Below are 13,996 nucleotides of genomic sequence, written 5' to 3' on the forward strand. Positions count from 1 at the left end.
CCCCATTTCTCCCTTCCCTGCCAAGGAGGATCGTCCTAAGACGGCCGCCAAACCACTTCACCCGGCATTCCGCCGGGCCCGATCCTCACTCATCCATGTGTAGAGCATGACCCACAGGGTCAGAGCCAGCGCATAGAGCGGGATCTGCACCGTCTCGGGCAGGGTATAGAGCACCGTCACAATCGGAATCCACACACACCAGATCGCAACCAGGGTCGGAAAAATACTATCTCGATAGTATCTTGTCGTGAGAAAGGATCGCGACCACTGAAAACCGGCGTCCTTCCAGTCGTAGAGGATGGCCGTCATGGGCGCGGTGAGGACGGGGGTGAAGACGAACTGGTCGATCAGGACCTGGGGAACCACCACCGCCAAGGACGCCTCATCACCGAACCATTCAGCCTGACGTCGGTAGAACCAGTCGACCAGAATCCCAATGAAGCTCCAGAACGGGATGGCGAACAGCACGTTGGTGGTGTTCCGCTTGCTCCACTTCACCCGTTGCAGCACGACCCAGCGAAGCACCTCAGGCAGGACGCCTCCCGCGATGATGCCAACGGCGATACTGAACCAGTAACCCGACTCGGTCTTGATCATCGCGATCCGGTCCAGAAACCCCGCCACAGGCGGGCACAGGTAGTAGGCGACCAGCACCCCGACCATCACGCTCTGGACGAGGAGACCGGGCACGAGATTCGCCCTGGCGGCGCGAAATCCAGCCGACCATGGAGCTTCCCGGTAGCGCTCTTGCTCTGACATCGCGACATCCCTTCATGCCCAGAGGTCGATTCCAAGCCCCGATCCGGAATGCCACAACCCTGCCGGAAGTTTTTCATCCGCACATCAATTCTTTACAATCCGCACTCAGTCTTCTCCCGATGAAACACGCATTCCTGCTCCCTCTCCTCGTGTTGCCAGCACTGGCCCACCCCGACCATCCCCCCTCGGTCCACGGGGAGGACCTTGGCCTTCAAAAGGCACATGAAGAAGTCTCCGCGACCAACCAGGTCTCAATCCGGATCGAAGGGGACCTGCGCATCATTGAATCCAATGGCATTCCCGATCACGAGACCGGGAAGTTTCCTGGCCGCGGAAATCCCCACGCGGTTCGAGAACAGTCCTCCAGCCTGAGTGTCCCGCTCAAGCCGAAGGTGGCCGAGGAACCCATCGCACTCACTCGCCAACCCTTCGGAGTGGCGTTGAACGGAGTGCTGTTTGATCCGGGCACCGCCGAATTCTACCGCAACGACCGCAGCTCGGAATGGAACTACGAAGCGCTCAGCGGCGAGATCAATCTGGGCTTGGACGAACACCATGCCCATGTGCAGCCAAACGGGGCTTACCACTACCATGGGCTGCCCACGGGCTTGCTTGACAAGCTGGCAGGAAACGAAAAGGGAATGGTTCAGATCGGTTGGGCTGCCGATGGATTCCCGATCTACGGGCTCTACGGCTACAAGGATCCCAAGGATGCCGCCAGTGAAGTCGTCGAGTTGAAGTCCAGCTACCAGCTGAAGGAAGGAAAGCGCGAGGGAGGTGCCGGGACTCCACGTGGTGAGTATGACGGGACCTTCACACTGGACTACGAATACAGGCAAGGCATCGGTGACCTCGATGAGTGCAATGGCCGGGAAGGTGTCACTCCGGAGTTTCCGGATGGCACCTACTACTACGTCCTGACCGCCGACTACCCCTTCATTCCCCGCATGTTCCGAGGCACGCCGGATGAATCATTCGAACGCAAGGGCCCCGGGCCCGGTGGCCACCCCGGCGGGACGGGCGGCGAACGCCCCCACCCACCCATGGGCCCACGGTCGGGTGGATCGCGTGGACCCGGTGGTCCTCCTCGCCGCTGAAAATGGAGGATTTACAAGGCCTGCATCCGAGGGGAAAGATGATCCGTGTTTCGGATCGCCTCCCTACTCGCATTCACCCTGATCTCGTGCTCTTCCGGCGGTGACGCCGGTGCCCCCCACCATCCGGACCTCAGACTGTGGCAGGTGGCTCAAGGCGCTGAGGGCAGTTCCGACCTGTTCAAAAACTACCGTGTCGATGGCCCGGTTCTCTGGAACCAGGGATGGCCGTGGAAACTCGATCTCACCGGTGTCGCTTGGGACCGGTCGAACACTGCGACCGCCATCACACCGCGACACGTCGTGATGGCATCGCACTACATCCGGAAGCAAGGGGAACCATTGGTCTATCACGACCGGAAGGGAAACCGGCATGTGCGCCGCGTGGAGAAGGTGATCCATTTCAAGGAGAGGAAATTCTCCGGGGACGTCGCGATCGGCCTGCTCGATCAACCTCTCCCCGCCTCGGTCCGCACCTATCCCCTTCCTGCGCCACGGGCGGATGGAGGCGAAGCGCTGATTGGCGCTACCGCTCTGATCACGGAGCAGAAGCGCAAATTGTATTTCCATCAGATCGGCCGCATCTCCAATACGACGATCGGCTTCCGCTCCGACAGAAGGAACCCTGAATCCAGGCAGAAAAAATTGATCGCCGGCGATTCAGGACATCCCTCGTTCATTCTATCCAAGGGTGAACTCGTATTGATCGAGACCCACACCGGTGGCGGCGCCGGATCCGGCCCCTTCTATGGTGCGAAGGCCGTGCAGGATTGCCTCAGCACGATCATCAACGAGCTGGATCCAGCCTACCGGTTCAGGACTGTCAACGTCGATGATATCACTCTGAACGACGCCAAGCTCGGGAGGAAACAATTCGTGAAAGCCCCCTCTCGGCCCCAGAACCCGACACGCCCTGCAGATACTCCCCAACAGCCGGCTCAACCGGGTGAACCCCGACGCCCGCGGCCACGGGTGGTGGTTCCACCACCCAGGCCAAAGACCAAAGACTAGTCAGGGCATCAGTGCGAGATCTCGACTTCGTAGTCGCCAAGCGCCCACTGAATGCCTGCGAGGTAGTGACGCAGGACCTTCGGGTGCCAGAACATGTCGTGGTTGTGGCCTAGCGAACAGTAGAAGACCCGCCCCTCGCCCCAGGTTCTGGCCCAGGCGACACCGTAGTCGTTGTCCTTCCGCTTCAAGCCCTTGACCTTCTCACTCTTCTCGGGGTCGAGGCGAAGGAGCATGTCGACCTTGCTTGAGTCATACGGGTCCTTGTGCTGATAGATCTCCTCCTTGAACTCAAGCGGTTCGCCTTCAAACATGGCAACCAGCGGGTGATCCTTCTTTCCGTCTTCGACCTTGATGTGAACCTGGGTTCCAGCACGCCATGGGTGACCATCGAAGTAGCCGTTGATCATCTCCCCATATTCGGCCCAGTTGTAGAAGGTATCGGTCGCCGCGTGGATCCCCACAAAACCCTTACCGCCCTTCACGAATTTCATCAGGCTGTCCTGAAGCACCTTCTCGTCCTTGGCCCCCTTGAAGACATTCTGTGTCGTGCTCAGAAATAGAATGGCATCGAACTCATCGATCTTACCCGGCTCGAAATTCTCCAGCTCATCGCTGATCACGACGTCAAAAGCACCCGTCTTCTTCCCCATTTCAGCCAAGGCAATCTTCCCAGTCGCGATCGACTTGTGACGGAAGCCCACCGTCCTCGAGAAAACGAGTACCTTGCGCTCCTTCTTCGGCTTCGCATAGGCCTCGCCGGGGAGGGCCGCAGTGATCTTCTTCTCCGCACCGGCAGGAGCAGACTCCTTTTTGGATGCGGCAACGAGAAATACACAGGCTCCCAGAACGAGAGGCAGAATCATGGATGTTTTCATAAGCGGATCGGTTGGTTGTCTTCAGTGCGCGACTTTCGTCCAGGCGGCGTTGTTCTTCGATGATTCGACGGCGGCTTCGATGAATGCCATCCCTGCGAGACCGTCCTTGATGTCCGGGAAATCATAGCCTTCCGCACGCGGGTAGGAACCCTCGACTTCGTCGCCGATCGCCTCAGCGGCCGACATGTAGAGGTTGGCAAACGCTTCGATGAAGGCTTCGGGGTGGCCGAATGGCAAGCGAGTGTGCTTGACCGCTTCAGGACCATTGTAGCTGTTGCCTCGCCGCCAGATCTCACGAGGCTTCTCGGCAAACTTCACGATCAGCTCATTGGGATGCTCCTGATGCCACTCGATCGAGGCTTCCGTGCCGTAAACGCGGATGTTCAGGTTGTTTTCATCGCCGGTCGAAATCTGCGAGGAATACAGGATTCCCTTCGCGCCGCCCTGATAGCGGACCAGCATGTTGCCATCGTCGTCCAGTGGCCTGCCCGGAATGAATGTCGTCAGTTCAGCGGCAACTTCCTCCAGCTCGAGCCCGGTGATGTAGCGAGCAAGGTTCTCGGCGTGGGATCCGATGTCGCCAACACAGTTCGAGATTCCCGACACCGATGGATCCATCCTCCAGTTGGAAATCGAGCCCTCTTCCTCACTCTTCAACGCGGTGATCGCATAGCCCTGCGGGTACTCCGCAACAATCTTGAGGATACGCCCGAGCTTGCCGGACTTCACCATGGCACGCGCTTCCTTCACCATCGGGTAGCCGGTGTAGTTGTGCGTCAGGGCAAATACCTTGCCGCTCTTCTTCACGACCTCGGCGAGCTCGCGACCTTCCTCAAGCGAGTAGGAAAGCGGCTTCTCACAAATCACGTTGATGCCGGCTTCCAGAAACGCCTTGGCCACCCGCACGTGAAGGTCGTTGCGGACCACGATCGACACAAAGTCGATTCGCTCACCCAAAGGAAGCGCGGCCTCCGCCTCCGCCATCTTTTCGTAGGAATCGTAGATTCTTGATGGTTCGAGGAAGAAGTCCTCGCCCGAAAGCCGGCTCTTCTCGGCATCCGACGAAAAGCACCCCGCCACCAGCTCGATCCGACCGTCCAGATTGGCGGCCATGCGGTGGACAGCGCCAATGAACGCGCCTCTTCCACCGCCAACCATTCCCATTCGCAATTTTCGTTTCATGATCGTCTGAAGTATTTCTGTTAGTGATCGAAGCCCACCTTCACTGGTGCCTTGGTCCGCGCCGATTCATAGATCGCATCGATGACCTGCATGAGCTTCAGCGCCTCGTGCGCCGTATTGAGTGGCTCAGCCACCCCGGCAAGCGTCTCGATGAAGTTCGCCGCAGAAGCGCTTCGCCCCATGTCCTCGCATTCCTCAACAACCACCTGCCGGTTCACGGAATTCCCATTTTCCTGCACGTAGAGCTCACAGGTATCAATCGCCGTTTCGTCAAAACCGTCACGACCGAAAAGTCGCTCGACCTTGCCGCCTGCTCCGGTGCCCTGGAACACCACGGAGACCTCCTCACGTTTCACCATCTCCGCCCAGGAAACCTGCAACGACAGCACCTGCCCGGTCTTGAACGTGACAAAACCATGGGCGGCCGCCTCGACATCCGTCGTCCCATCCTTCTTGTCAGGAATGCCCCAGGGCCCTTTGAAATTCTTGTCGGTGATGAAGTCATCAAATGTCTGACCCATGACGTAGGCAGGCTCCGGGTAACCCATGAAGTGCATCGCGAGGTCCACCATGTGGAGCAGGTCGATCAAGGCACCGCCACCCGCGAGTTCGCGGGTGGTGAACCACCCACCGAAGCCGGGAATGCCGGTTCTGCGGACCCACTTGGCTTGGGCTGAATTGATCGTTCCGATCGTCCCGTCCGCGACGTAGGACTTCATCGCGAGCGACTCAGGTCTTGCCCGGTTGTTGAAATTGAACATCAGGGTTTTACCCACGGCCTGCGACACCGAGATCATCTCCTCGACCTCCGCCGCATTCAAAGCCGGCGGCTTCTCACTGAAGACATGCTTCCCCGCCTGCAGTGCCTGGATGGCAAGGGGTTGGTGAAACTTGTTGGGGACAATGATGGAGACTGCGTCGATATCCTCCCGCTCCAACATCTCATCCACCTTCTCGTAGGCGTCCTTGATCACCCACTCCTTGCATGCCCGTTCGGCAGCTCCGGGAGCCGGATCCGCCACCGCTACGATCTCAGCTCCAGCCTGACGGAAACCTGCCTGATGATAGCGTAGCATCCCGCCCGCACCGATCACTCCTACTCGAATCGACATGTGGTCTTATTGGTTGGAGTTGTCGAATGCGGCGTCGAAGGCAGCCTGATTCACCGGGAAATCCAGGTCCTTCACATAAGCACAGCTCTCGGTCGCGCCGTGGAAGCGGTCCATCCGACCGTCCTCCCACTCGATCGACAGCGGGCCTGTGTAGCCGATGTCGTTAAGGGCGACGATCACTTCCTCGAAGTTGATGTCACCCCGTCCGACACTACGGAAGTCCCAGTAGCGGCGCGCATCCGTGAAATCCGTGTGTCCGCCGAACACTCCGACGTCTCCATTGCCGTGCCCCCACCAGGCATCCTTCATGTGGGCATGATGGATCCGGTCCGCGAACGCCCGGATGAACTTCACGTAGTCGACCCCCTGGTAGCCAAGGTGGGACGGATCATAGTTGAACCCGAAGCGGGAGTGACCACCGACGGCTTCCACGGCTCGTGCAGCCGAGGCGATGTCGAATGCGATTTCAGTCGGGTGGACCTCGAGCGCGAAGTAGACATCCTCGGCCTCGAACGCCTCAAGGATGGGCGCAAACCGTTTTGCGAAATCATCGAATCCGGCCTGAATGTATTCCTGACTGGTCGGAGGGAATGCATAGAGTGCGTGCCAGATCGATGAACCCGTGAATCCGTTCACCACGGCTTTCCCGGAGCCTCCAGGACGTCCTGCCATGTAGTTCTTGCCCGCATCGAGGAACTTGCGACACGCCTTGGCGGTATCGATCATCTCTTGGGCCGCACGCTGACGAACACCTTCCGGGTCCCCATCACCCCAAACGTGATCAGGCAGAATCGCCTGATGCCGGGAGTCGATCGGGTCACAGATGGCCTGACCGACCAGGTGCGATGAAATCGCGAAACACGAAAGATCGTGCTTTTTCAGCAGCTCCCAGCGAGCGGGAATGTAGGCCGGATCATTGAGTGCCGCCTGAACATCGAAATGATCCCCCCAACAGGCGAGTTCGACACCGTCAAAGCCCATGGCTTTGACTTTCGGGAGCAGTTCTTCGGCGGGAATATCCGCCCATTGGCCGGTAAAGAGAGTAACAGGACGTGACATGGTATTAGGTTTGTGGATCAACAAGAGTGCGTGAATCTAGCGCCCGACCTTTCAGCCCGGCGACCGGAAAATGCCGGTGTTTTGGAGAAATCGAGACATCAGCTGCGATCGAGCCCCACGAGCCGCCGCCAGCGCCCCTGAAGTCCTCTGCAGACCTCCCCTTCAGGCCAAGGTTTCTGGTCAAATTCGACGACGGGAACCACCCCGCGGATGGCGGAGGTCAGGAAGATTTCCGACGCTTCTCCAAGCTCCTGCATGGGAATCCTCCGCTCCCGGCATGGAATTCCCAGCTCGCTGGCCCACCGAAGCACCTTGGACCTCATCGTCCCCGGCAGACAGCCACTGTCCAGCGATGGGGTGACCAACTCCCCTCCAATCACGGCAAAGCCATTCGATGTCGTCCCCTCGCACCAGTCTCCCTTCGAATTGGCAAAAAGAAGCTCGTCCAAATCCCCCTGACCAGCAGCCATCCGAAGCGCCATCAGATTCTCGGCGTAGCTGGTGCATTTCACCCCCGCGAGTGGAGAGCGCTCATCCCTCGCCCACGGCGCCGTGGCGACCTTCAACCTACGAGGCCCCTCCGTCCAAGGAACGAGGGTGAGCACCGTCTTCTCGTTTTCTCCGTGATCGGACGCCAATCCACCTTCCCCCGCGGATCGCATCACCCGACCTCGCAGCATCCCATCCTCAAACTCCGCCGAGTGTTGCTGAATCGCTTCGGCAACCACCCGCCAATCCGGACACCGTAGACCCATCCGCTCGCATCCGTCCTCCATCCTCTGCCTGTGGGACGGCGCATCGACGATGCTCCCCTCCACCACCAACAGGGTTTCGAACACCCCCATGCCATGGGACAACGCACGGTCGTCCAACCAGTCACCCGATCCCTCCAGCAGCCATGAGCTCACAATCGGAAGACTGAACGATGCTTCGCCATCAGCAAACCCAAAATATCATGATGCCGATTCCGCTCCTGAGCGGTTGCATTTCCTCAGCATCCGGCGAAAGACTTCAGAAACACCCGCGAATCACGACCACTGGACAACAACTGATCCCGCCGTGCGCCGGGAAGATCTGAAATACTACCTTCGCGGTATTTCATCGTATCGAGGAAGAAACTTGCGGCGCGATTGCTCAGGGCGAACACCTCGGGAACCCCATCGCGCTTTGCGACACATTCCGCATGCCGTGCAAGGTCCGCACCATATCCCCTCCCTTCGTGCGCCATTTTCACGTAGAGACAGGCCACTTCGGCCGTCCGTTCCGCGGGATAGCCATGGACGGCGACACAGCCGACAACATTCCCGTCGATGGTCATGACGTGATAGTCATCGATCCGGTCCAGGATGTCCTCGTAGTTCCGGGGCACGAGCTTGCTCCTCCGCACCGAGCGCCCGATCATGCCGAGCAACTCCGGAATATCCTCTTCCCTCAGAGCACGGATCTCCCGATAGGCATCGGCGTGGACCATCGTGCCGACCCCTTCGTTGGAGAACAGTTCATCGACCAACACGCCCTGCTGCCGACCGTTCAGCACATGCACCCGAGGCACCCCCTGCGCGCAGGCGGCGGCAGCGGCCAGAAGAAGATCCGCACCGATCACATTGCCATCCTTGGCAACGGACGGAGCATCGCCCGCACGGACGGCCGGTACCGGTTCTCCATCAATCAAGATGGCCTGCTCAAGCAGGGTAATCAATTTAACCGCACCCATTTCCACGGTAAAGGTCACGACCTCAGAGTCGAGTGGTGCATTCGACGAGGCATCCGCGACCACGGTCTGTCCCCGGCCGTGGATCGACTTGGCTTCGGCAACCGCAGCCGGATCTCCCAAGGGGACTGACAGGCGGGCCGACTTGATCTCGCACTCAAGCGTCCAGTCGTAGAGCTCCTTCACATCTCCCCCAAGGACGCCCAGCACCAGCTTGACGCCCACCGACTCCAGTGCCGCCAGATCGAGCAGGCTTTCGGCCACCGCAGGTTCAGGCAACAGGCCGGCCTCAATCAATACGACGAACACCCGCCCACGGAACTGCGGAACATACTGAAGAACTGCCCTTACATCACCCTGCTCGGCCACGACGTGACGCTAACGGGTCTCCACACCGGACGCAAGGGAGGTATCCGCCTCCCGCCTGCGAATGCACAGAACCCCCGCCAAGTGGCACATCGGGAAAACCATGATGCAAACGAGCCCGGGACCCATTTGCCAGTAGTCCGGATTCGGCGTTTCGACCACCAGCAGCCAACAAAACATGACGGTCAAACCAACCACAACCAAGGAAGAGCTTACAGCGATGAACCACCAAAGCACGCGGTTGGCGGCCACGATCCCAATCACAAACGGAGAAACGAGGACCACCAGAGTCCCGAGAAGCAACCCACCGGAAATGGCCGCACCCAGAAGATCAAAACTGCCTGGATCGATGACCTCGCTCAAGAGTTCAGGCCAGATCCGGTAACCCATGAATGCCTTCATCTCAGCGACGCTTGCACCACTGCTGTAATCCCGACCATAGCTGAACGGGACCACCTGCAATAGAATCAGGAGAACCGCAGCACCGGTGAAGAATGCCAGCGCGAAGAGATCGGACCGCCTCCAAGTCATCCACGCCGCCCTTTCCAGATGCCGACCACCAGTCCTGACAGCCCCAACATGACCACTCCAAGGTCTCCGATCAGCATGTAGAGCGTGAGGGATGGCTCCTTCGGAATGTCCACCTCGGCAAGCAACCATCCTCGGGTAAAGTGGCTTCCATTCTCATCCCTGAGTTCCTGGGGTGGCCCTCCATCAGGATGAGCCGTACTCCCCAATGGATTCACCGCGGCCGATACGCCATTGTTGGCACTGCGAACCATGGGCCGTCGCAACTCGATCGCCCGGAAGCGCGCATTGGCAAAATGCTGGGCGGCACCCGGACTCTCCCGGAACCAGCCGTCATTGGTCACATTGACAATCCACTGCGGTCCTTGACGGATAAACCGCCTCATCAGACGGGGCACTGTATCCTCGAAACACACCGATGGAATCAGGCCGACACTCTCGCCCGCGGCCTCGACCATCAGAGGATCAAAGCTCTCACCCTTCGCAAAGGCGCCCCCATAGCTCGCACCGGACTGCTGCTCGTAAATCGCCTTCAGAAACGGCAGGGTTTCCACCAAGGGGATGTATTCGCCGAAGATGACCAGATGATGCTTGCGGTAGGTGAGCAATTCACTGCTTTCGTCAAACACCGCGAGCGAGTTCCACAGACGCGCGTCAACCTTCTCAACAAAATCCTGACCCAACCGTTCGCCTTCGACCTCGTTCAGGCCCATCGCAAGCGTGAACGTTCCCTGCTCCCGGATCCGGGCCAAGGTCTCGAGATTCTGCCCCCACATCGCCCAGTCCTCGTCACCGATTCTGAGAATCCGCCCATACAGCGCCGACTCCGGCCAGATGATCCAGTCCGGCGTGTTCAAGCGGATCTCCTGCCCCAGCGCCGCCGCCTCCTCAAACCGACTGGCGTCCTGCCGTTCAATCTCCTCGAGCGCCTCAAGGGTTTCCTCCTCGTATCCGAAATGAATCTCTTCAGGCGACCACAAACGCTTCGCCGCATCCTGCGGAACATTCAACTGCACGAGCAGCACTTTCAGCCTCACATGCTCGCCCTGAGGCACCGTGTGCAAACGCCAGACGCCATAACAGAACGCCACCGCGATCAGCATGGCTGCGACTCCGAAATCCACGTGGGGCTTCAATCGCCCACGCTTCGTTTCCGCCCACAGGCGGACCCCCGTCTGAACCAGCACCGCCTGCAGGAAGACCGGCAGGAACGACAAGCCACAGATCCCCAGCAGGTCGGCAGACTGGGCCATCACCGGAGTTTCATGGAAGGCGACCCCCAGGGAATTCCAGCCGAATCCGGTAAACAGCCAGCCCCGCAACCATTCAAGTCCGCACCATGTCGAAGCCGCGGCAAATGCAAAGATCAGCGAGTCCCATGAGGCGCGCCAATGGCTTTTCGGATCGGCCGCTTTGCCGACCTTGGCACGAACCTTTCGCTGGATGGCAGAATCCTTCTTACCCTCTTCTTCCTTGGGCTTCCAAGGGTTCACCCATTTCCCGATCAACAGCCCCCATACCCCCGGAAAGATACCGAGGTAGGCAGCCAACGCGACCCACCCCACCGAGGTCACCTCGGTCAACCAGTGCAGACTGACCAGAGATGCGACAAACCCGGCCAGCCAGCCCATGCCAAAACCCTTCCAACCCCGCCTGCCCTTGGCAGACCAGATCGCAATGAATAGAGGTAGAAGACAGACCCAGACCCAACCGGCCCAATTGAATGGCGGAAACAGCAATCCGATGATCCCGCCCGTCACCACCGCGGCACCGATGCGCAGGACACCGCCCCCCCTTGGAGAAGAACCAGCCATCGTCAGCGCATGCGCTCCGCCGCATCCGATTCAATCGCCGACCAGAGCCGGTCAAGCGATTCCGAAACGGCGGCCTTTGATCCAGCAAGCTCATCCGTGGGCGGGGACTTCGCGAACAGGTAGAACTTGATCTTCGGCTCCGTCCCCGACGGACGGACCGCGAACGATCGGCCATCCGCCAGATCAACAAACAACATGCCTTCCTTGGGAAGCTCGTCGCCCTCTTCGTCAAAGATCGTCTCCACCGAAAAGTCACGCACCCGCTCGACCGCCACCCCATCCACCTCGGTGGGAGGACGCTGCGAGAACGACCTGGCAAGGGACTGGATTTTTGCGGCCCCATCCGCCCCTTCCATGACCAGCGCCTTTCCACGCTCCTCATGGTAGCCAAACTCCTTGTAAATCTCGTCGAGCAGATCCGGCAGCGTCGTCCCCTTCGCCTTGGCGTAGGCCGCCACTTCGGCGAACATCACGGCCGCACCATTCGCATCCTTATCGCGGACGAAGTCACAACCCAGATAGCCGTAGCTTTCCTCACCACCGAACAGGAAGAACCGCGAGTATTCCAAGCGCAGCTTGCGGGTCGTGTCCTCGTCGAGCGAGCGATAGTCGCCCTTCTTGTCCTCGGGGATGGCGTCCTCGTATTTCCTCAGCTTCGAGGCGATGTACTTGAACCCAGTCAGCGTATTCACCACACCCAGACCGAACTTGGCGGCAATCGCACTCTGCAGTTCCGTCGTGACGAAGGTTTTGACGAAAAGCGCGCGCGCCCGAGTCGTCTCGTTGAGCCAACCAATCTCGAAGGCCGCCTGGGCCCGATACCATGCCATCAGCGACCCGATCTGGTTACCCGTCAGCAAGCGCATGACCCCCGCTCCGTCACGAGCGACCACTCCCATGCGGTCACTATCAGGATCCGTTCCGATCACGATCTCCGCACCCTCCTGCTCGGCGAGGGCGATGCCCATCTCGAGAGCCGCGGCATTCTCCGGGTTCGGCGAGGCGACAGTCGGAAACCGCCCGTCACGCACGTCCTGCTCCGGCACCGTCAGCACCTCGAAACCGAGTTCCTTCAGCATCGGAACCGTGATCTGGCCACCCGTGCCATGGAGGTTGGTGAACACCACCTTCGCGGAAGCCCCCTCAAGCAACGACGGCTGCATCAGCAGTGACTTCAGTCGGTCCATGTAGCCCCGATCCGCCTCGGCACCCAGCACCGTGATTCGGCCGCGCTGATCGTCTGCAACCGCATCATACTCTTCGCTCTCGATGGCATTCACCTCCGCGATGATCTCCGATGCGTGCGGCTCGACGATCTGAGCTCCATCATTGAAGTAGGCCTTGAATCCATTGTCGTGCGACGGGTTGTGGCTCGCCGTCAACACCACCCCGGCATCCGCCCGGAGGTCCCGGACCGCGAATGAGAGCTGAGGCGTCGAGCGGGCATCCTCGAACAGCCACGCATCGCAACCCAGTTCCGACGCGACCTTCGCGCAGAACTCGGCGAAATCCCTCGAAAAGTGGCGGGTATCATGAGCGAAAACCAGCTTGGGCTTCCGCTCCGTTCCCACATGCCGCTTCGCATACGCGATCAATCCCCGCACCGCTCGCGAGACATTGAAGAAATTCATCGATGCCGTGCCACTGCACGGATGCTCCGGCCTCTCATTCGGTCCACCCTCGCCCTGCTCCGCAGTCGTGACCACCCGCCCGATCGTCCGCCCTCGCAATCCGCCGGTCCCGAAGGCCAGAGTCTTGAAAAACCGGTCATTCAACTCCTCCCACTCACCACGTACCGCGAGCTCCGTCACCGAAGCAAGCACCACTGGGCTCGTCGAGGCATTCAGCAGCAAATCGATGTTCTTGCGGGCGTCAGGCAGTAGAAGTCCGTCCTTGGTGGCTTGGTCGAGGGTCGAGGCGAGGTCGCTCATGTCGCGGCGAATGCTAGCGCGCCCACCGTACAAGGCAATGCCGCCCATTCGAGAAATGAGCGGCATTGCAAAAATCAGGACTCAGGAAGGAGATCAATTCGCATTGGGAAGCAACCAGAGCACCTGATGGTAGGCCTTCCCGGTTCCGTCCTCAAAGACCTGGAGGTTGGCGCGTTCAAAGCCCTTCTTCCGCATGCTCAGGTCGATCTGGTAAAACTCACTCTCGGACAAACCCCAGAAGACGGCGAACTCACGATGGTTCTCGCCGGTGAACTTCTTCATCACGTGGCGATACTGATGGAAGCCGCCGTTGTTGCGCCCCTCGGTATAGGCAAAATACATGCCCTCTTTCCGCTCTTCGTAGGCCACCTGTTGGTCCGCCTTGCTCATCCATTCGGAGAATTCGCTCTCCTTGAATGGCTCTTTCAAACTCGAATATCCACTGCTCATGTTGGTCTTCTGCGATGAGGTCGCGGTTGTCTTTTCACCACAGGAAAACGACAGACTGGAAACAGCCACCACCAGCAAACACTTCAATTTCCGCATAGCCGATT

13 protein-coding genes are annotated in these 13,996 nt (G+C 59.4%); 2 read left to right on the plus strand and 11 right to left on the minus strand.

Translation table 11 applies throughout. The features are described from left to right. Positions 1 to 57: 57 nt before the first annotated feature. Positions 58 to 759 carry a hypothetical protein gene (locus tag JIN81_RS10610; protein WP_200278953.1) on the minus strand — a complete coding sequence of 234 codons (702 nt, stop codon included), beginning with the start codon at positions 757 to 759 and terminating at the stop codon, positions 58 to 60. 119 nt (positions 760 to 878) lie between these two features. Between JIN81_RS10610 and JIN81_RS10615 the strand changes: the two genes are divergently transcribed. Both JIN81_RS10615 and JIN81_RS10620 read left to right on the plus strand, forming a co-directional pair. Continuing rightward, positions 879 to 1,856 carry a YHYH protein gene (locus tag JIN81_RS10615; protein WP_200278955.1) on the plus strand — a complete coding sequence of 326 codons (978 nt, stop codon included), beginning with the start codon at positions 879 to 881 and terminating at the stop codon, positions 1,854 to 1,856. Between the two features lie 45 nt (positions 1,857 to 1,901). Beyond that, positions 1,902 to 2,864, plus strand: coding sequence for a hypothetical protein (locus JIN81_RS10620; RefSeq protein WP_200278957.1), 963 nt, complete (start codon positions 1,902 to 1,904; stop codon positions 2,862 to 2,864). A gap of 8 nt (positions 2,865 to 2,872) precedes the next feature. On the opposite strand, the gene JIN81_RS10625 is transcribed toward JIN81_RS10620, so the two are convergent. From JIN81_RS10625 to JIN81_RS10670, 10 genes are all read right to left on the minus strand, one after another. Then, positions 2,873 to 3,727 carry a ThuA domain-containing protein gene (locus JIN81_RS10625; RefSeq protein WP_200278959.1) on the minus strand — a complete coding sequence of 285 codons (855 nt, stop codon included), beginning with the start codon at positions 3,725 to 3,727 and terminating at the stop codon, positions 2,873 to 2,875. Positions 3,728 to 3,760: 33 nt separating this feature from the next. Continuing rightward, the gene (locus tag JIN81_RS10630) at positions 3,761 to 4,921 is read right to left on the minus strand and encodes a Gfo/Idh/MocA family protein (RefSeq protein WP_200278961.1); all 1,161 of its coding nucleotides are present in this window, start codon (positions 4,919 to 4,921) and stop codon (positions 3,761 to 3,763) included. Positions 4,922 to 4,941: 20 nt separating this feature from the next. Then, positions 4,942 to 6,033, minus strand: coding sequence for a Gfo/Idh/MocA family protein (locus JIN81_RS10635; RefSeq protein WP_200278963.1), 1,092 nt, complete (start codon positions 6,031 to 6,033; stop codon positions 4,942 to 4,944). A gap of 6 nt (positions 6,034 to 6,039) precedes the next feature. After that, entirely contained in the window at positions 6,040 to 7,092 is a 1,053-nt protein-coding gene (locus JIN81_RS10640; protein ID WP_200278965.1) for a sugar phosphate isomerase/epimerase family protein, read from the minus strand. A 98-nt stretch (positions 7,093 to 7,190) separates the two neighbouring features. Next, entirely contained in the window at positions 7,191 to 8,000 is an 810-nt protein-coding gene (locus JIN81_RS10645) for an aminotransferase class IV (RefSeq protein ID WP_200278967.1), read from the minus strand. A gap of 83 nt (positions 8,001 to 8,083) precedes the next feature. Beyond that, complete coding sequence (locus tag JIN81_RS19475; RefSeq protein WP_200278969.1) at positions 8,084 to 9,172, minus strand: GNAT family N-acetyltransferase; 1,089 nt, start codon at positions 9,170 to 9,172, stop codon at positions 8,084 to 8,086. A 9-nt stretch (positions 9,173 to 9,181) separates the two neighbouring features. After that, complete coding sequence (locus JIN81_RS10655) at positions 9,182 to 9,700, minus strand: hypothetical protein (protein ID WP_200278972.1); 519 nt, start codon at positions 9,698 to 9,700, stop codon at positions 9,182 to 9,184. Continuing rightward, positions 9,697 to 11,511 (minus strand): apolipoprotein N-acyltransferase, encoded by a 1,815-nt coding sequence (gene lnt / locus JIN81_RS10660; protein WP_200278974.1) that lies wholly within the window; start codon positions 11,509 to 11,511, stop codon positions 9,697 to 9,699. The genes JIN81_RS10655 and lnt overlap by 4 nt, the downstream gene beginning before the upstream one ends. A gap of 2 nt (positions 11,512 to 11,513) precedes the next feature. Then, positions 11,514 to 13,442, minus strand: coding sequence for a phospho-sugar mutase (locus JIN81_RS10665; RefSeq protein ID WP_234044708.1), 1,929 nt, complete (start codon positions 13,440 to 13,442; stop codon positions 11,514 to 11,516). 93 nt (positions 13,443 to 13,535) lie between these two features. Further along, entirely contained in the window at positions 13,536 to 13,988 is a 453-nt protein-coding gene (locus JIN81_RS10670) for a hypothetical protein (protein WP_200278976.1), read from the minus strand. Positions 13,989 to 13,996 lie beyond the last annotated feature (8 nt).

Origin of the sequence: Haloferula rosea (assembly GCF_016595525.1) — a bacterium.
Taxonomy (GTDB): Bacteria; Verrucomicrobiota; Verrucomicrobiia; order Verrucomicrobiales; family Akkermansiaceae; genus Haloferula; species Haloferula rosea.

What these genes read in the sequence shown, in the direction of transcription:
- JIN81_RS10610 (WP_200278953.1), bottom strand. Translation starts at nt 759, where the DNA reads ATGTCAGAGCAAGAGCGCTACCGGGAAGCTCCATGGTCGGCTGGATTT.
- JIN81_RS10615 (WP_200278955.1), top strand. Translation starts at nt 879, where the DNA reads ATGAAACACGCATTCCTGCTCCCTCTCCTCGTGTTGCCAGCACTGGCC.
- JIN81_RS10625 (WP_200278959.1), bottom strand. Translation starts at nt 3,727, where the DNA reads ATGATTCTGCCTCTCGTTCTGGGAGCCTGTGTATTTCTCGTTGCCGCA.
- JIN81_RS10630 (WP_200278961.1), bottom strand. Translation starts at nt 4,921, where the DNA reads ATGAAACGAAAATTGCGAATGGGAATGGTTGGCGGTGGAAGAGGCGCG.
- JIN81_RS10635 (WP_200278963.1), bottom strand. Translation starts at nt 6,033, where the DNA reads ATGTCGATTCGAGTAGGAGTGATCGGTGCGGGCGGGATGCTACGCTAT.
- JIN81_RS10640 (WP_200278965.1), bottom strand. Translation starts at nt 7,092, where the DNA reads ATGTCACGTCCTGTTACTCTCTTTACCGGCCAATGGGCGGATATTCCC.
- JIN81_RS10655 (WP_200278972.1), bottom strand. Translation starts at nt 9,700, where the DNA reads ATGACTTGGAGGCGGTCCGATCTCTTCGCGCTGGCATTCTTCACCGGT.
- lnt (WP_200278974.1), bottom strand. Translation starts at nt 11,511, where the DNA reads ATGGCTGGTTCTTCTCCAAGGGGGGGCGGTGTCCTGCGCATCGGTGCC.
- JIN81_RS10665 (WP_234044708.1), bottom strand. Translation starts at nt 13,442, where the DNA reads ATGAGCGACCTCGCCTCGACCCTCGACCAAGCCACCAAGGACGGACTT.
- JIN81_RS10670 (WP_200278976.1), bottom strand. Translation starts at nt 13,988, where the DNA reads ATGCGGAAATTGAAGTGTTTGCTGGTGGTGGCTGTTTCCAGTCTGTCG.